This is a genomic window from Streptomyces nidicola, assembly GCF_050106155.1.
Classification (GTDB): domain Bacteria; phylum Actinomycetota; class Actinomycetes; order Streptomycetales; family Streptomycetaceae; genus Streptomyces.
The window spans coordinates 2,191,228-2,213,270 of sequence record NZ_JBNBPI010000001.1; the positions used below are offsets into that span (position 1 = coordinate 2,191,228).

19 protein-coding genes are annotated in these 22,043 nt (G+C 71.9%); 6 read left to right on the top strand and 13 right to left on the bottom strand.

Annotated elements, in window-relative coordinates; all coding sequences use genetic code 11:
• Positions 1 to 234 precede the first annotated feature (234 nt).
• The 10 genes from ACOKM3_RS10115 to ACOKM3_RS10160 form a co-directional block, all read right to left on the bottom strand.
• Entirely contained in the window at positions 235 to 1,233 is a 999-nt protein-coding gene (locus ACOKM3_RS10115) for a sugar phosphate isomerase/epimerase family protein (RefSeq protein ID WP_426899063.1), read from the bottom strand.
• 27 nt (positions 1,234 to 1,260) lie between these two features.
• Positions 1,261 to 2,466, bottom strand: coding sequence for a Gfo/Idh/MocA family protein (locus ACOKM3_RS10120; protein WP_426899065.1), 1,206 nt, complete (start codon positions 2,464 to 2,466; stop codon positions 1,261 to 1,263).
• Positions 2,467 to 2,520: 54 nt separating this feature from the next.
• Positions 2,521 to 3,570: a substrate-binding domain-containing protein gene (locus ACOKM3_RS10125; protein ID WP_426899067.1), complete on the bottom strand. Its 1,050-nt coding sequence runs from the start codon at positions 3,568 to 3,570 to the stop codon at positions 2,521 to 2,523.
• A 20-nt stretch (positions 3,571 to 3,590) separates the two neighbouring features.
• A complete protein-coding gene (locus ACOKM3_RS10130) occupies positions 3,591 to 4,601 on the bottom strand; it encodes an ABC transporter permease (RefSeq protein WP_426899069.1) in 1,011 nt (336 codons plus the stop codon).
• 65 nt (positions 4,602 to 4,666) lie between these two features.
• Entirely contained in the window at positions 4,667 to 6,178 is a 1,512-nt protein-coding gene (locus ACOKM3_RS10135; RefSeq protein WP_426899071.1) for a sugar ABC transporter ATP-binding protein, read from the bottom strand.
• A gap of 171 nt (positions 6,179 to 6,349) precedes the next feature.
• On the bottom strand, positions 6,350 to 7,531 hold the full coding sequence (locus ACOKM3_RS10140; protein ID WP_426899073.1) for an ROK family transcriptional regulator: 1,182 nt from the start codon (positions 7,529 to 7,531) through the stop codon (positions 6,350 to 6,352).
• Positions 7,532 to 7,718: 187 nt separating this feature from the next.
• Positions 7,719 to 8,396 (bottom strand): GntR family transcriptional regulator, encoded by a 678-nt coding sequence (locus ACOKM3_RS10145; RefSeq protein ID WP_426899075.1) that lies wholly within the window; start codon positions 8,394 to 8,396, stop codon positions 7,719 to 7,721.
• Positions 8,397 to 8,545: 149 nt separating this feature from the next.
• Positions 8,546 to 9,493, bottom strand: a complete 948-nt coding sequence (locus tag ACOKM3_RS10150; protein WP_426899077.1) for a beta-ketoacyl-ACP synthase III — start codon at positions 9,491 to 9,493, stop codon at positions 8,546 to 8,548.
• Positions 9,494 to 9,646: 153 nt separating this feature from the next.
• The gene (locus ACOKM3_RS10155; RefSeq protein ID WP_327660694.1) at positions 9,647 to 9,793 is read right to left on the bottom strand and encodes an MFS transporter small subunit; all 147 of its coding nucleotides are present in this window, start codon (positions 9,791 to 9,793) and stop codon (positions 9,647 to 9,649) included.
• Complete coding sequence (locus tag ACOKM3_RS10160; protein ID WP_426899079.1) at positions 9,750 to 11,126, bottom strand: L-lactate MFS transporter; 1,377 nt, start codon at positions 11,124 to 11,126, stop codon at positions 9,750 to 9,752. Before ACOKM3_RS10160 ends, ACOKM3_RS10155 begins: the two co-directional genes overlap by 44 nt.
• Positions 11,127 to 11,297: 171 nt before the next feature.
• On the opposite strand from ACOKM3_RS10160, the gene fdhD reads away from it, so the two are divergent.
• Positions 11,298 to 12,146, top strand: a complete 849-nt coding sequence (gene fdhD / locus ACOKM3_RS10165; RefSeq protein WP_426899081.1) for a formate dehydrogenase accessory sulfurtransferase FdhD — start codon at positions 11,298 to 11,300, stop codon at positions 12,144 to 12,146.
• A 26-nt stretch (positions 12,147 to 12,172) separates the two neighbouring features.
• Here fdhD and ACOKM3_RS10170 read toward each other — a convergent pair whose 3' ends face one another.
• Positions 12,173 to 12,649, bottom strand: a complete 477-nt coding sequence (locus ACOKM3_RS10170) for a MarR family winged helix-turn-helix transcriptional regulator (RefSeq protein ID WP_426899083.1) — start codon at positions 12,647 to 12,649, stop codon at positions 12,173 to 12,175.
• A gap of 117 nt (positions 12,650 to 12,766) precedes the next feature.
• Here ACOKM3_RS10170 and ACOKM3_RS10175 point away from each other — a divergent pair, with 117 nt between their 5' ends.
• Complete coding sequence (locus tag ACOKM3_RS10175) at positions 12,767 to 13,690, top strand: quinone oxidoreductase family protein (protein ID WP_426899085.1); 924 nt, start codon at positions 12,767 to 12,769, stop codon at positions 13,688 to 13,690.
• 122 nt (positions 13,691 to 13,812) lie between these two features.
• Positions 13,813 to 15,645, top strand: a complete 1,833-nt coding sequence (locus tag ACOKM3_RS10180; protein ID WP_426899087.1) for an exo-alpha-sialidase — start codon at positions 13,813 to 13,815, stop codon at positions 15,643 to 15,645.
• 2 nt (positions 15,646 to 15,647) lie between these two features.
• On the opposite strand, the gene ACOKM3_RS10185 is transcribed toward ACOKM3_RS10180, so the two are convergent.
• A complete protein-coding gene (locus ACOKM3_RS10185; protein WP_426899089.1) occupies positions 15,648 to 16,568 on the bottom strand; it encodes a LysR family transcriptional regulator in 921 nt (306 codons plus the stop codon).
• A gap of 84 nt (positions 16,569 to 16,652) precedes the next feature.
• Between ACOKM3_RS10185 and ACOKM3_RS10190 the strand changes: the two genes are divergently transcribed.
• The 3 genes from ACOKM3_RS10190 (at position 16,653) to ACOKM3_RS10200 (ending at position 21,023) form a co-directional block, all read left to right on the top strand.
• Positions 16,653 to 18,134, top strand: coding sequence for an aminotransferase class I/II-fold pyridoxal phosphate-dependent enzyme (locus ACOKM3_RS10190; RefSeq protein WP_426899090.1), 1,482 nt, complete (start codon positions 16,653 to 16,655; stop codon positions 18,132 to 18,134).
• Positions 18,135 to 18,173: 39 nt separating this feature from the next.
• Positions 18,174 to 19,661 (top strand): APC family permease, encoded by a 1,488-nt coding sequence (locus tag ACOKM3_RS10195; protein WP_426899092.1) that lies wholly within the window; start codon positions 18,174 to 18,176, stop codon positions 19,659 to 19,661.
• Positions 19,662 to 19,772: 111 nt separating this feature from the next.
• Positions 19,773 to 21,023 carry a DUF4185 domain-containing protein gene (locus tag ACOKM3_RS10200; protein ID WP_426899094.1) on the top strand — a complete coding sequence of 417 codons (1,251 nt, stop codon included), beginning with the start codon at positions 19,773 to 19,775 and terminating at the stop codon, positions 21,021 to 21,023.
• On the opposite strand, the gene ACOKM3_RS10205 is transcribed toward ACOKM3_RS10200, so the two are convergent.
• Positions 20,956 to 22,017 carry a bile acid:sodium symporter family protein gene (locus ACOKM3_RS10205; protein ID WP_426899096.1) on the bottom strand — a complete coding sequence of 354 codons (1,062 nt, stop codon included), beginning with the start codon at positions 22,015 to 22,017 and terminating at the stop codon, positions 20,956 to 20,958. The two genes, ACOKM3_RS10200 and ACOKM3_RS10205, sit on opposite strands and share 68 nt — an antisense overlap.
• Positions 22,018 to 22,043 lie beyond the last annotated feature (26 nt).

Below are 22,043 nucleotides of genomic sequence, written 5' to 3' on the forward strand. Positions count from 1 at the left end.
CGGGTCGTGCGATACGCCGGGGCGCGCCGTCGCCCCGGAGGGGTCTGTGCCGTGAGTGCCATGTGTGTGCCGTGCGTACGTTCGAGGGAGGACGCTAGCCGCGTTTGTCCCGCTCGAACAGACCTTGTACGGCTAAGAGTTGAGCTTTTTCCTACTTCAGGACAAAGCCGGTTTCGGGCATGGCCGACCGGCCGCGCGACCATCGGGTCGGGTCGCGCGGCCGCGGCCTGCGTCTCAGCTGTTGAACGCGGCGTCGAAGGACGCCGTGGGCGGCTCGTAGTCGAAGGCCTTCAGGCGGGTCAGCGCCTCCGGGGCGCCCTGGAGGCGGTCCATGCCCGCGTCCTCCCACTCCACCGAGATCGGCCCGGAGTAGTCGATGGAGCGGAGCATGCGGAAGACGTCCTCCCAGGGGACGTCCCCGTGCCCGGCGGACACGAAGTCCCAGCCGCGGCGCGGGTCGCCCCACGGGAGGTGGGAGCCGAGGCGGCCGTTGCGGCCGTCGAGGCGCTTGCGGGCCTCCTTGCAGTCGACGTGGAGTATGCGGTCGCGGAAGTCGTAGAGGAAGCCGACCGGGTCGAGGTCCTGCCATACGAAGTGGGAGGGGTCGAAGTTCAGGCCGAAGGCCGGCCGGTGGTCGACTGCCTCCAGAGCCTTGTGCGTTGTCCAGTAGTCGTACGCGATCTCGCTCGGGTGGACCTCGTGGGCGAAGCGGACACCCTCGGCGTCGAAGACGTCGAGGATGGGGTTCCAGCGTTCGGCGAAGTCCTCGTAGCCGCGCTCGATCATCGACTCGGGCGCGGGCGGGAACATGGCGACGAGGTGCCAGATGGCCGATCCCGTGAAGCCGATGACGGTGTCGACGCCGAAGGCGGCGGCCGCGCGGGCGGTGTCCTTGATCTCGGCGGCGGCCCGCTGGCGGACGCCCTCGGCCTCGCCGTGCCCCCAGATGCGGGCGGGCAGGATCGCCTCGTGGCGTTCGTCGATGATGGCGTCGCAGACGGCCTGGCCGACCAGGTGGTTGGAGATGGCCCAGCACTTGAGGCCGTACTTGTCGAGCAGGGCGTGGCGTCCCTTGACGTAGCCGGGGTCGTCGAGGGCCTTGTCGACCTCGAAGTGGTCGCCCCAGCAGGCGAGTTCGAGGCCGTCGTAGCCGGCGTCGCGGGCGATGCGGCACACGTCTTCGAGCGGCAGGTCGGCCCACTGACCGGTGAAGAGGGTGAACGGGCGGGGCATGGATGTGCTCCTCTCGGGTCGGGGCTCTCAGGCCGGGATCGGGGTGTAGACGGAGTTCTTGGCCGCGCTCTCCTCGACCGCCGCGAGGACGCGCTGCACCTGGAGCCCGTCGGTGAACGACGGCCGGGGCTGGGCCCCTTCGGCGATGGCGGTGACGAGGTCGCGGGCCTGGTGGGTGAACGTGTGCTCGTAGCCGAGGCCGTGTCCCGGCGGCCACCAGGCCTCCAGGTAGGGGTGTCCCGGCTCGGTGGCGAGGATCCGCCGGAATCCGGCGTGCTCGGCGGGTTCGGTGTGGTCGTGGAAGGACAGTTCGTTGAGGCGTTCCAGGTCGAAGGCCAACGAGCCGTGGGAGCCGTTGAGTTCGATGGTCAGCGCATTCTTGCGGCCGGTCGCGAACCGGGTGGCCTCGAAGGAGGCGAGGGCGCCGGAGGCGAATCGGCCGGTGAACAGGGCCGCGTCGTCGACGGTGACGGGCCCGGTGCCGGTGTCGCCGCCCCCGGCACCGGAGAGGCCGGAGGACGCCCCCTCCAGGAGCGGGCGTTCGCGGACGAAGGTCTCGGTGAGCGCGGAGACACCGGTCACGGGCTCACCCGCGAGGTACTGGGCGAGGTCCACGGCGTGCGCACCGAGGTCACCGAGCGCGCCGGAGCCCGCGTGCGCTTTCTGGAGCCGCCAGGTGAGCGGGAACGCCGGATCGGCGAGCCAGTCCTGGAGGTAGTGGGCGCGGACGTGGCGCAGGGTGCCGATGCGCCCGTCGGCGACCATGCGGCGGGCGAGCGCGATGGCCGGCACGCGCCGGTAGTTGAAGCCGACCATCGCCAACTGGCCGTTGGCGGCGGCTCGTTCGGCGGCTTCCGCCATCGCCTCCGCCTCCTCCACCGAGTTGGCGAGCGGCTTCTCGCACAGCACGTGCTTGCCCGCCTCCAGGGCGGCGACGGCGATCTCGGCGTGACTGTCGCCCGGGGTGCAGATGTCGACGAGGTCGACGTCGTCCCGGGCGATCAGCGCCCACCAGTCGGTCTCGGCGGCGGCCCAGCCGAGCCGGTCGGCCGCGGCGCGCACTCCCGAGGCGTCGCGGCCGCAGATCGCGGCGAGCCCGGGCGTGAGCGGCAGGTCGAAGACGTGGCCCACGGTGCGCCAGCCCTGCGAGTGGGCGGCACCCATGAACGCGTACCCGACCATGCCGACACCCAGGACGGGCCTCGTCCCGTCGTATCCGTTACTGCCTGCCATGCAGAAGTCCTCCTCGTCCGCGCGGTATTGGGGGATACGCCGTACGGGCGGGGCTCACTTGAAGCCGGTGGGCATGTACTGGTCGACGTTCTTCTTGTCGACGACGGCCGAGTACAGGGTCAGGTGGGCGGGGATCTCGAACTCGGCCATGCCGCTGATGCCCTTGCCCTGCCCGAGCGCGCGGGCCAGGTCGATCGCGGAGGCGGCCATGGTCGGCGGATACAGGACGGTGGCCTTCAGCACGCCCCGGTCCTGCTTGATCTCCTCGAACGCGGAGAGCGCGCCGGCGCCGCCGACCATCAGGAAGTCGTCGCGTCCCGCCTGCTTGATGGCGCGCAGGGCGCCGACACCCTGGTCGTCGTCGTGGTTCCACAGGGCGTCGAAGTTCTTCTGCGCCTGGAGGAGCTGGGCCATCTTGGACTGCCCCGACTCGACCGTGAACTCGGCGGCCTGCCGGGCGACTTTCTTGATGTTGGGGTAGTTCTTCAGGGCGGCGTCGAAGCCCTCGGTGCGCTGTTTGGTGAGTTCGAGGTTGTCGAGCCCGGCGAGCTCCACGACCTTCGCGTTCTTCTTGTCCTTGAGCTGCTCGCCGATGTAGTGGCCGGCGCTCAGGCCCATGCCGTAGTTGTCGCCGCCGATCCAACACCTGTACGCCTGCGGGGTGTTGAAGATGCGGTCCAGGTTCACGACGGGGATGCCGGCGCGCATCGCCTTCAGGCCCACCTGGGTCAGCGCCTTGCCGTCGGCGGGCAGCACGACGAGGACGTCGACCTTCTTGTTGATGAGGGTCTCGACCTGGCCGATCTGCGCGGCCGTGTCGTTGGAGCCCTCGGTGGTCTCCAGGGTGACGTCCGCGTACTTCTTGGCGCGTTCCTTGGCGTTGTCGTTGATGGCGTTGAGCCAGCCGTGGTCGGCCTGCGGGCCCGCGAAGCCGATGGTGACCTGCTTGCCCTTCTTGTCGTCGGCGACCGGCTGGTCGTCGGTCTGCTTGTCGTCGCTCTTGTCGCTGGGCTCGTTGCTGGTGCAGGCGGTGAGCAGTCCGCCCGCGGTGACGGCCGCGGCCGCGCCGAAGATCAGTCCTCGGCGGCTCGTTGTCTCTGGCATGGCGTGTCCCTTTCCGCGTTTCAGTGGGAAGTGCTGGCCGTGCGCCGCTGCACCAGGACCGCCACGACGATGATGGCGCCCTTGGCGATCTGCTGGACGTCGCTCTGCAGGTTGTTCAGCGCGAAGATGTTCTGGATCGTGGTGAAGATCAGGACGCCGAGGACGGAGCCGACGATGGTGCCGCGTCCGCCGGTGAGCAGGGTGCCGCCGATGATGGCGGCGGCGATGGCGTCGAGTTCGTAGAGGTTGCCGTTGGTGTTCTGGCCGGAGCCGGAGAGCACGATCAGCAGGAAGGCCGCGATGCCGCAGCACAGGCCGGAGAGCAGATACAGATAGAGACGCTGGCGGCGTACGTCGATGCCGGCGAGGCGGGCCGCCTCCGCGTTGCCGCCGACGGCGACGGTGCGGCGGCCGAAGGTGGTCCGGTTGAGGATCAGCCAGCCGATCACGGTGACCGCGACGAAGACCAGCACGAGCGGCGGGATCCCGAGGACGTACGAGTCGCGCTCGCCGAGCTTCAACACCCCTGGCACGGTGACCATTTGGGTCTTGCCGTCGGTGATCTGGAGGGCGAGGCCGCGGCCCGAGGCGAGCATCGCGAGCGTGGCGATGAAGGGCACCATGCCGCCGTACGCGATCAGCACCCCGTTGACGAGACCGCAGCCGACGCCGACGAGGATCGCCGTGAACAGGACGCCGGCGAAACCGTACTCCTGGGTGGCCACGGTGGTCGCCCAGACACTGGCGAGAGCGACGATCGCACCCACGGAGAGGTCGATCCCGCCGGAGATGATCACAAACGTCATGCCGACGGTGACGACGCCGATGACGGACGACAGGGTGAGGATGAGTTGGAGGTTGTCCGTGTCCAGGAAGGAGTCGGGCTGCGTGACGCCACCGACGACGATCAGGGCGGCGAGCACACCGAGGAGCGAGAGCGTACGGACGTCCAGGCGCAGGACGCGGGGGTGTTTCGCGGCGGGGCCCGACTTGGGGGCCGCTGGACTTGTGGTGGATGCGGGCTGGGACACGGCACCCTCTCCCTTCGACAGTGCCGGCAGTGCGGGCGGGGTGGGCGGCGTGGGCCCGGCGGGGCTCATCGCGCGCCCTCGATGACCAGGTCGAGGACCGCGTGTTCGTCCAGGTCGGTGGCCGGGGACTCGTGGATCACCCGGCCCTCCCTGAGGACCAGGACGCGGTCGGCGAGACCGAGCACCTCGGGGACCTCGCTGGAGACGAGGAGCACGGCGAGCCCCTCGTCGGCGAGGCGGCGGATCACGGCGTACAGCTCGGCGCGGGCGCCGACGTCGACGCCGCGGGTCGGTTCGTCGAGCAGCAGCACCCGGCAGCCGCGCAGCAGCCAGCGGGCGAGCACGGCCTTCTGCTGGTTGCCGCCGGAGAGCGTGCGCACCAGCACGGAGGGGTCCGCGGGGCTCAGGGAGAGTTCGCGGGTGGCACTGCGGGCGGCCTCGCGCTCCCGGCCGCGGTCCATCCAACCCCCGTACGAGAAGCGGGACATGGAGGAGACGGAGACGTTGCGGGTGACCGATTCGAGCATCAGCAGGGCCTGCGCCTTGCGCTCCTCGGGGGCGAGCCCGAGCCCGGCCCGGACCGCGGCGCGGACGCTTCCGGTGCGCAACTGCCTTCCATCCACGTGGATCTGACCGGCTGTCGGCTTGCGGGCCCCGTAGATCGTCTCCAGGATCTCGGAGCGTCCCGAGCCCACGAGTCCGGCGAGGCCGACGATCTCGCCGGGGCGGATGTCGAGGTCGAACGGCGCGAACTCCCCTGTACGGGTGAGGCCTTGGACCTTCAGGACGGGGTCCGTGTGCGGCCCGGAGTTGGGCCGGTCCGGGAAGACGTACTCGACGTTGCGGCCGGTCATCAGGGAGATGATGTCGCGGGTCGGGGTCCGCTCGGCGGGCAGCCCCACGGCCACGGCGCGGCCGTCCTTGAGGACGGTGACGCGGTCGCCGATGCGGCGGATCTCCTCCAGGCGGTGGGAGATGTAGACGACGGCGACGCCCTCGGCGGTCAGGTCGCCGACGATCCGGAAGAGGTTCTCGACCTCGTCGGGGTCGAGCGCCGCGGACGGCTCGTCCATGACCATGAGCCGTACGTCGTGGGAGAGCGCGCGGGCCATGGAGACGATCTGCTGGTGGGCGGCGGACAGGTCGCCGACCAGGCGTTCCGGGTCGATCTCCGGGTGGCCGAGCCGCCGGAGCAGCGCGGCCGTCTCGGTGCGGGCCGCGCGGCCGCGCACGACGAATCCGCCGGCGGTCGGCTCGTGCCCGAGGAACACGTTCTCGGCCACGGACAGGGCCTCCACCAGGTCGAGTTCCTGGTAGATGGTCGCGATACCGAGGCGCATCGCGGCGATCGGCGAGCGCAGCGCGACCTGGTCGCCGCGCCAGGTGATGACGCCGTCGTCGGGCTGGTGCGCCCCGGCGAGGACCTTGATCAGCGTCGATTTCCCGGCGCCGTTCTGGCCGAGCAGACAGTGCACCTCCCCGGCCTGGACCTCCAGGTCGACGCCGTCCAGGGCGCGCACGCCGGGGAACGACTTGGTGATGCCGGACATGGTGAGCAGCGGTGGTGCGGGGGCCATATCTGGTGCCATATCGGGTGCCATATCGGGTCCCATGACGGTTCCCCTCGGGGCGGGTGCGGACCGGTATCAGGGCAAAACAGGCAGAGCGGAGCCGAGCGCCGTACAGGGTGTGCGTGGAGCAAGGTGGGTGGAACAGGGTGTGCGTGGAGCAGCGTGGAAGAGCTGGACTTACGCGGGTGAGAACAGGTGATCGCTGATCAGTCGGGCGCCGCCGGTCACTCCGGCGGTGGGCCCCAACTCCCCGAGAACGATGGGGAGGTTGCCGGTCGCCAGGGGGAGCGACTGACGGTAGACCTGGGTGCGCAGGGCGGCCAGCAGGGTGTGGCCGAGCCCGGTGACACCGCCGCCGATGACGACGAGCCCCGGGTTGAAGAAGCTGACGAGGGACGCGATGACCTGCCCGGTGCGGTTGCCGCCCTCGCGGATCAGGTCGAGGCAGGTGGCGTCGCCCGCCGCGGCCGCCGCCGCGACATCGGCGGCGTCGAGCCGGCCCGCGCTCTCCAGGCGTGCGGCGAGTTCCGGGGAGCGCCCTTCGCGGGCGGCGGCCTCCGCGTCACGCGCGAGGGCGGCGCCGCTGAAGTGTGCTTCCAGGCAGCCCTTGTTGCCGCAGGCGCACTGCCGGCCGTCCTGCTCGACGCGGATGTGCCCGATGTCGCCGGCCGACCCGGTGGTGCCCCGGTGGACCTCGCCGCCGACGACGATGCCGCAGCCGATGCCGGTGCCGATCTTGACGCAGAGGAAGTCGCGCGCCTGCCGGGCGACGCCCGCGTGCTGCTCCCCCATCGCCATCAGGTTCACGTCGTTGTCGACCATGACGGGGCAGCCCAGGTCCTGGCTGAGCGCCTCGCGGACCGGGAAGCCGTCCCAGCCGGGCATGATCGGCGGGGCGACCGGGACACCCTCGGGGAACCGCACCGGGCCCGGCACGCCGATGCCCGCGCCGTCGAAGCCCTCGGCGAGTCCGGAGGCCTTCAACTTGGCCGCCATGGCGAGGACTTGCTCGAAGACCGCGACCGGTCCCTCGCGTACGTCCATGGGCTGGGCGATGTGGCCGAGGATCTCCAGCTCGGCGTTGGTGACGGCGACGTCGACCGAGGTCGCGCCGATGTCCACGCCGAGGAAGCGGAGCGAGGGGGCGAGCCGGACGTTGTGGGAGCGGCGGCCGCCGCGCGAGGCGGCGAGTCCGTCGGCGACCACGAGTCCGGTCTCCAGGAGCCGGTCCACCTCGACGGCCAGTCGCGACCGGGACAGTTCCACCTGATCGCCCAGCTGGGCGCGGGAGTTGGGACCTGCGTCGCGCAGCAGCCGCAGCAGTCGCGCCTGGTGCGCGTTGGCGGGTCGAGCCGTCATGCGTCTCACGTGCCCCTCCCCGCCGCTTCGGGCCTCTTCGGGTGGTGGTGCCGTGCGCTCGCGTTCGTCTTTCGATGGGGAACGTAGCAGCGCCCACCCGGCGCGGGAAGAAGTTGCGCGGGAATTGCCCCCGACTTTCTCCGGCCACAGGACAAAGCCTGCCGCCGGAGGTGGGGAACGGCCCGTGTCAGGCCTCGTCGCGGTGGTGGTACGTCTCGCGGGTGTGCTCGGTATGTGCCCGCATCACCGCGGTTGCCTTCGCCTCGTCGCGCGCGGAGATCGCGGCGATCAACTGGCGGTGCTCGATCCAGGACTGCTTTCCGCGCTGGCGGGCGACGGGCTGGTAGTACCAGCGCACGCGGCGGTCGACCTGGCCCGCGAGTTCGCCGAGGACCACATTGCCCGCGAGTTCCATGACCTTGGCGTGGAACTCCGCGTTGGTGGCGACGACCAGATCCACGTCCCCGTCGGCGACGGCCTGCTCGCCCTTGGCGCAGAGCGCCTCGAGCTCGCCGATGCCGGTCTTGCCCGCGTTGGCCGCCGCGAGCCGGGCGGCCTCGGCCTCCAACAGCGTACGGACGCTGAGGAGTTGGTCGGCCTCCTCCTCGGTCGGCTCGTGCACGAACGCGCCCTGCGCGGGGCGCAGGTCCACCCAGCCCTCGGTGTTCAGCCGCTGCAACGCCTCGCGCACCGGCTGACGGGAGACCCCGAGGTGACCGGCGAGTTCGCTCTCGACCAGGTGCTGGCCGGGTTGCAGGGCCCGCGTCGTGATCAGTTCGAGCAGCGCCTCGTAGACCCGCTCGCGCAGCGGTCCGGGGCGCTCCAGCTTGGGCACCGCCCCCTGCGGCAGTCCTGTGGACAACATCGCGGTCCCCCTCCTGGGCTTCGAACATCCGGCAGGCCGGCTCCGACGATTGCCGGATTGGCTTTGGAATACAGTTTACCGAGCGCAATCGCCACGGCTAGAGCGAGTTGGGCTCGTCACACTCTGTGTGCCGGATGTACGCGACCGCGTCACGGGCAGCGGACCACCTGGCCCGCGTACGAGAGGTTGCCGCCGAAGCCGAAGAGCAACGCGGGCGCCCCGCTGACCAGTTCGCCGCGCTCGACGAGCTTCGACAGGGCGATCGGGACGCTCGCGGCCGAGGTGTTGCCGGAGTCGACGACGTCACGGGCGATCACGGCGTTCACGGCGCCGATCTTCTCCGCGAGAGGCTCGATGATGCGCAGGTTGGCCTGGTGGAGGACGACCGCGGCGAGGTCCGCCGGGTCGAGGCCCGCCTTCGCGCAGGCCTCGCGGGCCAGTGGCGGCAGCGAGCGGGTGGCCCAGCGGTAGACGGACTGGCCCTCCTGGGCGAAGCGGGCCGGCTCGCCCTCGATGCGCACGGCGTCGCCCATCTCGGGGACCGAGCCCCACAGGACCGGGCCGATCCCCGGCTCCTCGCCCTCGGCGCAGGGCTCGACGACCACGGCGCCCGCCCCGTCCCCGACCAGGACGCACGTCGAGCGGTCGGTCCAGTCGGTGACGGCGGACATCTTGTCGGCCCCGATGACCAGGGCGCGCGTCGCGGCCCCGGCGCGCAGTGTGTGGTCGGCGGTGGCGAGGGCGTGCGTGAAGCCCGCGCACACCACGTTCAGGTCGAGCGCGGCCGGGGACGGGACGCCCAGGCGGTGGGCGACGCGGGCCGCCATGTTCGGGGAGCGGTCCACGGCCGTGGAGGTCGCGACGACGACCAGGTCGATGTCGTCCGCGGACAGGCCCGCCGCGGCCAGCGCCTTGGCGGCGGCGTGCGCGGCGAGCTCGTCGACCGGCTCGTCGGGGCCCGCGATGTGCCGGGTGCGGATGCCGACGCGACTGCGGATCCACTCGTCATTGGTGTCGACCATGCCCGCCAGCTCCTCGTTGGTGAGGATCCTGGCGGGCTGGTGGTGCCCGATGCCGACAATGCGCGAACCGACCATGGAGGCCCCCTCGTGAGCTGCGGATCCTCCAGTCTGGTCAGCGACTCACGAGTAACCGGTGGCGTCCAGTGACAGGAAAGTGCCGTTTCACTTGGAGAGTTCCGCTGGAGCCGCGGGGAGTTCCGCCGGCGCCGCCGGGCCGGTCACGGAGATTCACCCGGTGAACAGTTGTGTGGCCTTTTGCACCAGTTCGTACACTCCGTACGCGAGCGGCAGCCCGACCCACAGCCAGGCAAAGGCGATCAGGCCGCGCCGCTCAGGCGCGCTCCTTGCGGTCTCCGGCGGCGGTGTCGATGTCATCTGCGGACTCCCTGGGGGCGGGGACTACGTGGTGGCGGGCGTGCACGGGACGTACCAGTTCATTGGCGACGAAGCCGACGACCAGCAGCCCGATCATGATCATGAGCGAGAGGCCGTACAGACTGGCGCCGTCCTTGCCCGCGCTCTCCTGGCTGTCGGCGACCCGGTTGACGATGAGCGGGCCGAGGACACCCGCGGTGGACCAGGCGGTGAGCAGTCGGCCGTGGATGGCGCCGACCTGGTACGTGCCGAAGAGGTCCTTCAGGTACGCGGGGATCGTCGCGAAGCCGCCTCCGTAGAAGGAGAGGATCACGAGGGCGCACAGCACGAAGAGGGGCTTGGACGAGTCGCCCCACAGGACGATGAGCAGGTACATCAGGGCGCCGACGCCGAGGTAGACGCGGTAGATGTTCTTGCGGCCGATGAGGTCGGAGGTGGAGGACCAGCCGATGCGGCCCGCCATGTTCGCCGCGGAGAGCAGCGCCACGAAGCCGGCGGCCGCGGAGACGGACACCGGGGTGCTGGTGCCGGCGAAGAAGTCCGTGATCATCGGCGCGGCTTTCTCCAGGATGCCGATGCCCGCGGTCACGTTCATGGTCAGGACGACCCACAGGCACCAGAACTGGGGCGTACGGATCGCCTGCTTCGCGGAGACCTGCGGGCCGCTGACGACGGCCTCCTCGGTGCGCTCACCCTGCTGGGCCCGCGGTCGAGCGCCCTGCTGGGCCTGCGTCCTGGGCACCCGGATGAGCAGCACGCCGAGCGTCATGAACACCGCGTACGCGAGCCCGTGCACCAGGAACGCGAACGCGATGCCGTCGTTGTCCGCGCCGAAGGACTCCAGCATCTGGGCGCTCCACGGGGACGCGATGAGCGCGCCGCCCCCGAAGCCCATGATCGCGATGCCGGTGGCCATGCCGGGCCGGTCGGGGAACCACTTGATCAGCGTGGAGACGGGCGAGATGTAGCCGATGCCGAGGCCGATGCCGCCGACGAAGCCGTAGCCGAACACGATCAGCCAGTACTGCTCGGTGGCGGCGCCCAGCGAGGAGAGCAGGAAGCCGGAGGAGAAGCAGACGAGCGCGACGGTCATCGCCCAGCGCGGCCCGTTGCGCTCGACGAGCGTGCCGCCGAAGGCGGCCGACAGGCCGAGCATCACGATGCCGAGCTGGAACGGCAGCGCGCTCTGCGTGCCGCTCAGCCCGAGCGCCGACTCCAAAGGCGGTTTGAAGACGCTCCAGGCGTAGGCCTGGCCGATGGAGAGATGGACGGAGAGCGCGGCGGGGGGAACGAGCCAGCGGCTCCAGCCGGCCGGCGCGACGGGGGGCCTCATGATCCCGAACGTAAGGGAGTGACACGGGAGTTGGGAAGCCCTTTCTGCCTCCCCCTTGTCGACGACCCCGGCCGCTTCCATACTGTAGGCAATATCCCGTCGCGAAAGCGCCGGACACGGACACGGAGGTCGGCGACGACCGCGTGCCACCGGTGCAGGAGAATGGGTGCCATGGGACGAGTCACGGAACGACGCAAGGTGATCCGGATACGGGACGGGCACGTCTCCACGCGGCCCGACACCCTGGTCGCCGAGGAACCGCTGGAGATCCGGCTGAACGGGAAGCCGCTCGCCATCACCATGCGCACCCCGGGCGACGACTTCCCGCTCGCGGCCGGCTTCCTGGTCAGCGAGGGCGTCCTCGGCACCGCCGACGACCTGCAGAACATCGTGTACTGCGCGGGCGCCACGGAGGACGGCAGCAATACCTACAACGTGGTCGATGTACGCACCACGCCGGGCGTCGAGCTGCCCGACATCACCCTGGAGCGCAACGTCTACACGACCTCGTCGTGCGGCCTGTGCGGCAAGGCGAGCCTCGACGCGGTGCGCACGACGGCCCGGTTCCCGATCGCCGACACTCCCCCGGTCCGGATCACGCCCGAGCTGCTCGCCTCGCTCCCCGACCGGCTGCGCGAGGCCCAGCGCGTCTTCGACCGGACCGGGGGGCTGCACGCGGCGGCGCTCTTCGACGAGGAGGGCCGGCTCGTCGACATCCGGGAGGACGTGGGGCGGCACAACGCGGTCGACAAGCTCGTCGGCCGGGCCCTGCAGAACGGCGAGCTGCCGCTGTCCCGCTCGATCCTGATGGTCTCGGGCCGCGCCTCGTTCGAGCTGGCGCAGAAGGCCGTGATGGCGGGCATCCCCATGCTCGCGGCGGTGTCGGCGCCCTCGTCGCTGGCGGTGGACCTGGCCGCCGAGACGGGCCTGACCCTGGTCGGCTTCCTGCGGGGCAGCTCCATGAACGTGTACGCGGGTGAGGAGCGGATCGCCCTGGAGACCGCGGCCGCGCGCGGCTGACCCGGCCCTGTTCGGTCCTCCGCTTTTCAGTCCTCCGCTTTTCGGTCCTCCGCTGCGGGCACGCCCGACACCCGCCGCAGCATGTCCATGAACCGTTCCCGCTCCCGTGCCGAAAGCGGCGCGAGGAGCTCGGCGTTCGCGGCGCGGGCCGCCGCCGCGCAGGTGCGGACGAGGCGGCGGCCCTCGGCCGTGATCGTGACCGCGTTCTTGCGCCGGTCCCTGGGGTCGGGCGCGCGCTCGACGAGGCCGGCGGCCTCCAGGTCGTTGAGCACGCCGACCATGTCCTTGGGGTCCAGCCCGACGCCGCGCACGAGGTCGGCCTGGGCGACCGGCCCCTGGTCGGACACCGCGCTGAGCACCACGTGGTGCCACATCCTCAGCCCCTGTTCGGCGAGCGCGTCGGCGACGAGCGCACGCCCGCGCGCGGCGGCCCGGCCGAGCAGCCAGCTGGGCAGATCGCGGATGGTGCCGGGGGCGGTGGGTGGCGGGCTCGGTGCGCTCATGCGGTCACCGTACCGAAAAAACGTTGGTCTCCCCAATGAAATCCGCGTACTGTCGGGTCCACCGGGATTCATTGGGAGTCCCAACGGTATTCGACGGTACGCGGAGGGGGCACGTCCATGCGTCGTGTCCGGTACGAGCACAGTGGCGGGCCCGAGGTCCTGTTCCTGGAGGAGGCGCCCGTTCCCGAACCGGGCCCCGGCGAACTCCTCGTGCGCGCCGAGGCGGTCGGGGTCACGCTGCCCGTCGTCCGCAAGGTCCGCGAGGCGTCCGAGCCGATCGCGCTCGGCGGCGAGATCGCGGGCGAGGTGGTCGCGCTCGGCGAGGGCGTGACGGGATACGCGACCGGGGACCGGGTCACCGGCCTCGTCTTCGGCCACGGTTACGCCGACTACGCGCTGCTGCACACCGCGATGGCCTCGCCGGTGCCGGACGGCGCGAGCGCGGTCGACGCGGTGGCGCTCGTGCGCAGCGGGCTCGTCGCGTACGGGGCGCTGCACGCGGCGCGGCCCGAGCCGGGCGAGTCCGCGCTGGTGACCGCGGCGGCGAGCGGGGTGGGTCATCTGGCCCTGCAACTGGCCGGGTCGAGGGGCGCGCGGCGGGTCGTGGCCGCGGTCTCCGACGCCGGCAAGGCGGACTTCGTGCGCGCGCTCGGGGCCGACGACGTGGTGACGTACGAGGCCGGGTCCTGGGGCGAGCCCGTCGACTACGTGCTCGACGCGGTCGGCGGGGCGCTGCTGAAGCCCGCGGTGGCCGCGCTCGCGCCGCACGGGCGGCTCGTGGCGTACAGCTCGGGCGGCGGCACCGTGGAGGCGTACGACCTGCTGGTGGGGGCCAAGTCGGTGATCGGCTTCCAGATGGGGCTCATCGCGCGGGGACGGCCGCGGACGTACGAGCGGTGGCGTACGGAGCTGTGGGAGCTGTTCCTGACGGGTGATCTGAAGCCCGTGGTCCACGGGGAGTTCGCGCTGGAGGACGCGGCGCGGGCGCATGCCGTGATCGAGGGGCGGGCCAACCTCGGGAAGGTCGTGCTCGTCCCCTGACACGCAGCCGCCGCGGTTCTTGTGGGGCGCCGGGACACCCCCGTAGCGTCTGTGGCCCGCACGCAGGACGTAGGACGTCGGATGTCGGCTGTCCGGACGACCCCGAAAGGGTGGGCCGCGCCATGCACAGAAGATCCGTCCGTACCGGTCCGAGATCGTTGCTGGTGGCCGCGCTCGCGGTCGCCGCCGCGCTCCCGGCGCAGACCTTCGCGCAGGCCGCGCCGAACAGCCGGCCACCCTTCGAGCAGCAGGTGCTGTTCAGGCCCGGGCAGGATCCCGGGTACGCCTGCTACCGGATCCCGTCCGTCGTGAAGACGGTGCGCGGCACCCTTCTCGCCTTCGCCGAAGGACGGAAGAACGACTGCACCGACGCCGGCGACATAGACATCGTCGTCAAACGGTCCGAGGACGGCGGCCGTACCTGGTCGCCGCTCCAGGTCGTCAACGAGGGCGCGGGCGACACCCACGGCAACCCCTCGCCCATCGTGGACCGCAGGACCGGCCGCATCCTGCTGGCGGAGACGTACAACACGGGCCGCACGGACGGCAAGAACTGCGACGTGCCGTGCGACCGCACCCCGCACATGCAGCACAGCGACGACGACGGCCGCACCTGGTCGGCGCCGCGCGATCTGAGCGACGAGCTGCTGCCCGACGACTTCAACTCCTGGTACGCGACAGGCCCCTCGCACGGCATCCAGCTGACGCGGGGACGCCACCCCGGCCGCCTCGTGTTCGCCGTCAACGCCGAGACGTGGAACGGCAGCCGTGTCTCCGCGAACCACGCCGCCCTCATGGTCAGCGACGACGGCGGCGAGCACTGGCGGGTCGGGGCGAAGGACTCCTGGCCCATCGCCGACGACGGCACGTTCCGGCAGAAGCCCTCCGAGATGGCGCTCGCCGAGCTGCCCGACGGCACGGTCCACGTCAGCGGGCGCGAGCAGGACGGCACCGACCTCGGCCACCGCACGCAGGCATTCAGCCGGGACGGCGGCGACTCCTTCGCCCGCCCGTTCGCCGCGCTCCCGGACCTCTACGCGCCGCAGGTCCAGGCCTCGACCCTGCCCGTGGGCAAGGACGGCGGCCGGCTGCTGCTCGCGTGCCCCGGCGACCCCGACCGGCGGCGGACCATGATGATCCGCTCCTCGTACGACGGCGGGCGCACCTGGGAGAGCTTCGACCGGGGCACCGTCGTGACCACGGACTGGTCGGGCTACTCGGACCTCGTGCGGGCCGACCGCGACCATGTGGGGCTGCTGTACGAGGGCGGGGCCGTGGACGCCCGCGACGAGATCCGCTTCGCCCGGTTCACGCTCGACTGGCTGAAGGAGCGGCGCGGCCCCGACCCGACGACGGACGACCGGGTGCCGGGGGCACGCGACGCGTCCGTGCTCGGCGGGCCCACCGAAACCGGCGGCCCGACCGGGCGGGCGCTCTCCTTCGACGGCACGGACGACGCCGTACGCCTTCCGTACAGCGACCGACTGCGCCTGGGCGCACGGGAGTTCAGCGCATCGATGTGGTTCCGCTACAGCGCGACGAGCGGTGAGCAGCCGCTGCTCTCCCTGGGCGGCACCGGGGCCTCGCAGCCCCAGGTGACCCTGCGCGCCGAGCCCGCCGCCGGCCGGATCACCGGCCTGATCACCGTACGGGACGGGGCCGCGGCCCCCAGCACTGTGACGGTGCAGTCCGCGTCCGCGTACAACGACGGCAACTGGCACCGGCTCCAACTCCGGCGCGGTGACGGTCGGTTGACCCTCTCCGTCGACGACGCGCAGGTGGCCGAAGCCGCCGACGTCCCCGGATCGGTGAGCCGGAACTCGCCGTTCGGGGTCCACATCGGTCAACGCATGGACAGCCGGGCGTACTTCACCGGATCCATCGACGACGTCCGCGTCACCTCCGGCGGGGGCGACGTGCTGTGGCTGCCGCTCGACCGGGTCCGGGGCGGCTGACCTCAGGCCGCCTCCCGCCAGTCCGCCGCGATCCGGTCGGCCTGCGTGCGCACGGCCGCCACCAGGTCGTGCGCGCCGCGCCTGCGGGGCGGGCCGACGGTCGCGGCGGAGATGCGGCGGGCCAGGCGCGCGCCGTCGACGGGGCGTACGACGATGTCGGCGCGCGGCGAGTTCAGGGCGAGCCGGGGCACGAGGGCGACGCCCGCGCCCGCGGCGACATGGCCCTGGATGACGCCGTAGTCGTCGGAGCGCAGCGCGGTCAGCGGCCGGTAGCCCGCCTCCCCGCAGGCCCGGTCGAGCTGCCGGTCGCACGGGTCCCAGGCGGTGGTGCCCACGATCCACGGCTCCTCGCGCAGCGCCTTCAGCGGGACCCGGTCGAGGCGCGCGCAGGGGTGCTCCGGCGGCAGCACGAGGTCGAGCGGGTCGTCGAGGACGGGTTGCAGCGTGATGCCGTCGTCCAGGGTCAGCGGGTCGTCGGGCTGGGTGAAGACGAGCGCGACGTGCAGTTCGTCGCGGCGCAACAGGTCGAGCAGCGCCGGGAGTTCCCCCTCCGTCAGATCGAAGGTGACGCCCTGCTCGGCGATCTGGCGCACCGCGCGCGGCAGCAGCAGCGCGCTCGCCGTGGGGAACGCGCCGACCCGCAGCACCGTCTCCGCGCCGCCGAGCAGCGCCCGCACCTCGTCCTCGGCCCGCCCGAGCCTGCGCACCACCGCCTCGGCGTGCGGCAGCAGGGCGCGGCCGACCTCGCTGAGCGTGGCACCACGCGGGCCGCGCTCGACGAGCCGGGCCCCGAAGTGACCCTCCAGCGTGGCCAGATGGTGGGTGACGGTGGGCTGGCTGTAGTGCAGCGAGCGCGCGGCCCCGGCGAGCGATCCTTCTCTGGCGATCGCACGCAGGACGTAAAGGTGACGGAGATCCAACACCGCCACAGGTTATTGATGAAATCTGCCCCCTTACAAGAAATTCTTCTGTTCTCTTGATCGTTCCCGGCTGCCAGGGTCAGCGGCGTGACACGAGAACTGGCTTACGACCCTGACGACCACGGCCGGGCTCCCTACGCCACCGCCGTCCGCGAGAGCGCGGCCGACGACTGGCTGCGGCTGAACGTGCCGGGCCACTCCGCGCAGCCCGACCGCTTCCCGCAGCTCGCCGACACCTTCGGTGCGGACGTGCTGCGGATGGACTTCCCGCCGCTGCTCGAAGGGCTCGACCTCGGCGCCGCGCCGACCCCCATGGACGAGGCGCTCGCCCTGGCCGCCGACGCCTGGGGCGCCGCGCGGACCTGGTTCCTCACGGGCGGCGCCTCCCAGGGCAACCGGATCGCGGGACTCGTGGCGCGCACCCTCGGCGAGACGCTGGTGGTGCAGCGCAGCGTCCACTCCAGCGTCGTCGACTCCCTCGTCCTGTCGGGGATGCGGGCGCACTTCGTGCAGCCGTCGGTCGACCACGGCCTGGGCATCGCGCACGGGGTGACCGCGGCCGACCTGGAGCGGGCGCTCGCCGGGGCGCCGGACGCGGCCGCCGCGTACGTGGTGACGCCCAGCTACTTCGGCGCCGTCGCCGATGTGCGGGCGCTCGCCGACGTCGCGCACACGGCAGGGGTGCCGCTGATCGTCGACGAGGCGTGGGGCAGCCACTTCGGCTTCCACCCGTCCGTACCGGCGAACGCGCTGTCGCTCGGCGCCGACCTGGTGGTGTCCAGCACGCACAAGCTGGCCGGCAGCCTGACCCAGGCGGCGATGCTGCACCTCGGCGAAGGACCGTTCCGCGCGGTCCTCGAACCGCTGGTGCAGCGGGTGTTCCACCTGACGCAGTCCACCAGCGCATCGGCCCTGCTGCTCGCCTCGCTCGACCTGGCCCGGCAGTCCCTCGCGGCCGATCCGGGGCGGGTCCGGGAGTCCGTGGAGTGCGCCGACAAGATCCGCGACCGGGTCCGTGCGGAGGGCCGATTCCCCGTCGTGAGCGACGAGTTCACCGGGAGCTTCCCCGATGTCGTCGGTGTGGACCCGTTGCGGGTCGCCATCGGGACGGCGGCCGGGGGCATCGCGGGGCACGAGGCGCGGGGCCGCCTTCTCCGGGAGCACCGCGTCCTCGTCGAGGTCGCCACGGCCTCCGCGATCGTCGCGGTCGTCGGCGCGGGCAGCACACCGGACGCGGAACGGTTCGTGGACGCGCTGCATGCCCTGCCCCAACTGGACGGTGCTGCAAGCGAGTTGACTGCCCTACGGCTCCCGGATCCCGGCCCCGTCCGCGCCACCGTGCGCGAGGCGTTCCTCGGGCCGAGCCGCCTCGTGCCCGCCTCCGAGGCCATCGGACGTGTCTCGGCGGACACCCTGGCCGCGTACCCACCGGGCATCCCGAACGTGCTGCCCGGCGAGGTGCTCACCGCCGAGCACGTCGCCTTCTTCCAGGAGACCGCGCGGGCCCCCGGCGGCCATGTGCGCGGGGCGCCGGACCCGGACGTCACCACCCTCCGCGTCACCGACTGACCCACCCCTGTCCGTTCCACCGAGCCCAAGGATGTGCCCGTGGCCCCAGACCGACCGCCCCTGCTCTCCGTCGCCCTGCGCAAGAAGCCGGTGGCGGACCTGCTCGCCGAGAGCGGCGAGAGCGCCGGCGCCGCCGAGGACGGCGCGCGCCTGAACCGCTCAATCGGCCTGTGGCAGCTGGCCGCGCTCGGCATCAGCTGCACCGTCGGCACCGGCATCTTCTTCGTGCTCACCACCTCGGTGCCGCAGGCGGGGCCCGCCGTGCTGCTCTCGTTCGTGGTCGTCGCGATCGCCGCGGGCCTCACGGCGCTCTGCTACTGCGAGTTGGCGTCCGCGATCCCGGTCTCGGGATCCTCGTACTCCTACGCGTACGCGACGCTCGGCGAGGGCGTCGCCTTCGCGGTCGGTGCGTGTCTGCTCCTGGAGTACGGGGTCGCGGCCTCGGCGACCGCCGTCAGCTGGGGCGAGTATCTGAACCTGTTCACGGATCTGCTGTTCGGGATCCGCCTTCCGCACGCCCTGTCGGCGGCGCCCGGCAGCGGCGGTCTGGTCAATCTGCCGGCCGTGGTCCTGGTCGGCCTGTGCTGTCTGCTCCTGGTGCGCGGGGCGCGCGAGTCGGCGGCCGTGAACGCGGTGATGGTGGCCGTGAAGGTGCTCGTCCTGCTGCTGTTCGTGGCGGTGGCACTGACCGGGTTCGAGGCGGACCGGCTGCACCCCTTCCTGCCGCTGGGGATCGCCGGGGTCGGCACGGCGGCGTCCGGGATCTTCTTCTCGTTCATCGGGCTCGACGCGATCTCCACGGCGGGCGAGGAGGTGCGCGATCCGCGGCGCACGGTGCCGCTGGCCCTCCTGCTCTCGCTCGGCGTGGTCACCGCGCTGTACCTGGCGGTCGCGCTGACCGCGCTGGGCGCCCAGCCGTGGCGTTCGTTCAGCGGGCAGGAGGCCGGGCTCGCGCAGATCCTGGAGCACGTCACGGGCGCGCACTGGCCGGCGCTGGTGTTCGCCGGCGGCGCCGTCGTCTCGATCTTCAGTGTCACGCTCGTGTCGATCTACGGACAGACCCGCATCCTGTACTCGATGGGCCGCGACGGGCTGCTCCCGCCGCTGTTCGCGAAGGTGTCCCCGCGCACCAGGACGCCCGTGCGCAACACGGTCGTGGTGTGCGCGGGCATCACCGCGCTCGCCGCGTTCGTCCCGCTCGACGTGCTGGCCGATCTCACCAGCATGGGCACGCTCGTGGCGTTCGCCGTCGTGTCGGTGGGCGTGATGGTGCTGCGCCGCACGCAGCCCGCGCTGCCGCGTGGCTTCCGGGTGCCGGGGTATCCGGTGACGCCGCTGCTGAGCCTCGGCGCGTGTGCGTATCTGCTGTACGGGCTGCATCTGTCGACGTACGCGTTGTTCGCGGTGTGGTTGGCGGGGGCCGCCGTGCTGTACCTCCGGTATGGGCGGCATCATTCGCGGCTCGGTGCGGCGCCGCGGCCGGCCGCCTCGGAAGCGGTGGACGTGGCGTCGCGGACAGGCTCGTGAATCGGCCCCGCGGGGTTGACGCCACGGGGCTCCGCCCCGGACCCCGCGCCTCAAACGCCGGCGGGGCTGGATTGTGGACCAACCGCACCGCGCCCATTAACGTCGCCTCGCATGCGGGGTCATGAGCGGGAGTCGACGCGACGCGGCCGGCGAGGGCCGAGGGTGCCGCTGATCGCCCTGCTCGCCGCCCTCGTCCTCGTACTGATCACGCTCGTCGCCCTCCCCGACCGGGAGGGCGACGCTCGTTGCGGGCCCCGTGGCGTCGCCTCGTGGTCCGCGGACACCCGGCTCACCGGCGAGTTCGCCCGCTACGGCGACGACGCCGAGCGGCTCGACGACTGGACCGGCGGCGACGGCACGCACTCCGTGCGGCTGCCGGACGGACGGCTGCTGTGGCTGTTCTCCGACACGTATCTGGGCGCCGTGAACCGGCCCCCGAACCCGGCAGGGCAGTCGCATCCCTGGCGGACCGCCGACGCGCCGTTCGTCCGCAACTCCGCGGTGGTGACGGACGGTTCGGGACGTCTCGACCGGACGATCGCGGCGCCACTGTTCCCGGACACCGCCGCAGGCGAGTGGCGCTGGCCGGTCGCCGCGCGCGTCGAGGAGAGCGGCGGCGAGAAGGTCGTACGGGTGCTGCTGTGGACGCGGGCGAAGGGCGCCGGACCCTACGTCTACGGGGTGCCGAACGCGACCGAGGTGGCCACCCTGTCGCTGCCCGACCTGCGCCTCGAAGGCATCACCCAGGTCCTCGACCAGCGGCAGATCGGGGACCCGGCGCGGCGCGTGCTGTACGGGACGACGGCCGTGGATCACCAAGGCTGGACCTACGTGTTCGGGGCCGACGACGGGGAGAAGGCCGTGCACCGCGCGTACGTGGCACGCGTGCCGGTCGGCCGGTTCGGCTCCCCGAAGGCGTGGCGGTACTGGGACGGCGAGCGGTGGGGCACGCGCGCCGCGCCGGTCCTCGGCGACGGCGAGCGGCGCGGCGTGGGCACCGCCTTCACGGTGGTGCGGGACGCGGACACGTACGTCCTGTTCACGACGGCGGCGGGCGCGGAGGGGCTGACGAAGGTCACCTCGTACTGGGCTTGTTCGCCCACCGGGCCCTGGCACGGCCCCGCGAAGGCGTTCACGCCGCCGCTCCCCCGCGACGCCCGCGACGGTGCGACGCCCTCGCACACCGCTGCGTACAACCCGCAGGCGCACCCCGCGCTGAGCGGCGGCGGCAGGCTCGTCCTGAGCTATGACGTCAACTGGCTGGACGCCGCGCCCGCCGCCGCGCAGGCCGAGCTCAGCCGGAACGTGTCCCTGTACCGACCGCGGTTCGTGTCTCTTCGGCTCGGCCCTCTGAAGAACTGACCGGCTGTTCGTGCCCGGTGGTCTCCTCGGCGTCCTTCGCGCGGCGCTTCGCGATGACCGCGCACACCATCAGCTGCATCTGGTGGAAGAGCATCAGCGGCAGCACGGCGAGCGAGGCGTGCGCGCCGAACAGCACGCTCGCCATGGGGAGTCCGGAGGCGAGGGACTTCTTCGAGCCCGCGAACTGGATGGCGACGCGGTCGGCGCGGTTGAAGCCGAGTGCCTTCGCGCCGTACCAGGTGACCGCCAGCATGATCGCGAGCAGCACCGCCTCCACGACCAGGAGTCCGGCGAGGCGGACCGCGCTGACCTGGTGCCAGATGCCCTGGACCATGCCCTCGCTGAACGCGGTGTAGACGACGAGCAGGATCGAGCCGCGGTCGACGTAGCCGAGGATCTTCTTGTGGCGTGAGATGAATCCGCCGACCCAGCGGCGCAGCAACTGGCCCGCGAGGAACGGCACGAGCAGTTGCAGCACGATCTTGACGAGCGAGTCGGCGGAGAAGCCGCCGCCACTGTTGCCGAGCAGCGCCGCCGCGAGCAGCGGCGTGAGCACGATGCCGGCGAGCGAGGAGAAGGAGCCCGCGCAGATCGCCGCCGGGACGTTGCCGCGCGCGATCGAGGTGAACGCGATCGACGACTGGATCGTCGACGGCACGAGGGTGAGGAAGAGCAGGCCCTCGAAGAGGTTCTGCGGCAGCAGCACCGGGACCAGGCCGCGGGCCGCGAGGCCGAGCAGCGGGAACAGCACGAACGTACAGGCGAGGACGGTGACATGCAGCCGCCAGTGGCGCAGTCCGTCCATCGCCTCACGGGTCGACAGGCGCGCCCCGTAGAGGAAGAAGAGGAAGGCGACGGCTGCTGTGGAGGCGCCGGACGCGACATCGGCGGCGGCCCCTCGGGCCGGGAGCAGTGCGGCGAGGCCCACTGTCGCGATCAACGCCAGGATGTACGGGTCGATCGGCATCCAGCTCGGCCAGGTCAGGCGTTTCATTGGTTCCTTGCTCTCGGTTCAGGTCG

Coding starts and splice junctions, on each gene's coding strand:
- ACOKM3_RS10155 (WP_327660694.1), bottom strand. CDS start 9,793: ATGACATCGACACCGCCGCCGGAGACCGCAAGGAGCGCGCCTGAGCGG.
- ACOKM3_RS10150 (WP_426899077.1), bottom strand. CDS start 9,493: ATGGTCGGTTCGCGCATTGTCGGCATCGGGCACCACCAGCCCGCCAGG.
- ACOKM3_RS10180 (WP_426899087.1), top strand. CDS start 13,813: ATGCACAGAAGATCCGTCCGTACCGGTCCGAGATCGTTGCTGGTGGCC.
- ACOKM3_RS10170 (WP_426899083.1), bottom strand. CDS start 12,649: ATGAGCGCACCGAGCCCGCCACCCACCGCCCCCGGCACCATCCGCGAT.
- ACOKM3_RS10115 (WP_426899063.1), bottom strand. CDS start 1,233: ATGCCCCGCCCGTTCACCCTCTTCACCGGTCAGTGGGCCGACCTGCCG.
- ACOKM3_RS10205 (WP_426899096.1), bottom strand. CDS start 22,017: ATGAAACGCCTGACCTGGCCGAGCTGGATGCCGATCGACCCGTACATC.
- ACOKM3_RS10120 (WP_426899065.1), bottom strand. CDS start 2,466: ATGGCAGGCAGTAACGGATACGACGGGACGAGGCCCGTCCTGGGTGTC.
- ACOKM3_RS10125 (WP_426899067.1), bottom strand. CDS start 3,570: ATGCCAGAGACAACGAGCCGCCGAGGACTGATCTTCGGCGCGGCCGCG.
- ACOKM3_RS10200 (WP_426899094.1), top strand. CDS start 19,773: ATGCGGGGTCATGAGCGGGAGTCGACGCGACGCGGCCGGCGAGGGCCG.
- ACOKM3_RS10175 (WP_426899085.1), top strand. CDS start 12,767: ATGCGTCGTGTCCGGTACGAGCACAGTGGCGGGCCCGAGGTCCTGTTC.
- ACOKM3_RS10160 (WP_426899079.1), bottom strand. CDS start 11,126: ATGAGGCCCCCCGTCGCGCCGGCCGGCTGGAGCCGCTGGCTCGTTCCC.
- ACOKM3_RS10135 (WP_426899071.1), bottom strand. CDS start 6,178: ATGGCCCCCGCACCACCGCTGCTCACCATGTCCGGCATCACCAAGTCG.
- ACOKM3_RS10145 (WP_426899075.1), bottom strand. CDS start 8,396: ATGTTGTCCACAGGACTGCCGCAGGGGGCGGTGCCCAAGCTGGAGCGC.
- ACOKM3_RS10140 (WP_426899073.1), bottom strand. CDS start 7,531: ATGACGGCTCGACCCGCCAACGCGCACCAGGCGCGACTGCTGCGGCTG.
- fdhD (WP_426899081.1), top strand. CDS start 11,298: ATGGGACGAGTCACGGAACGACGCAAGGTGATCCGGATACGGGACGGG.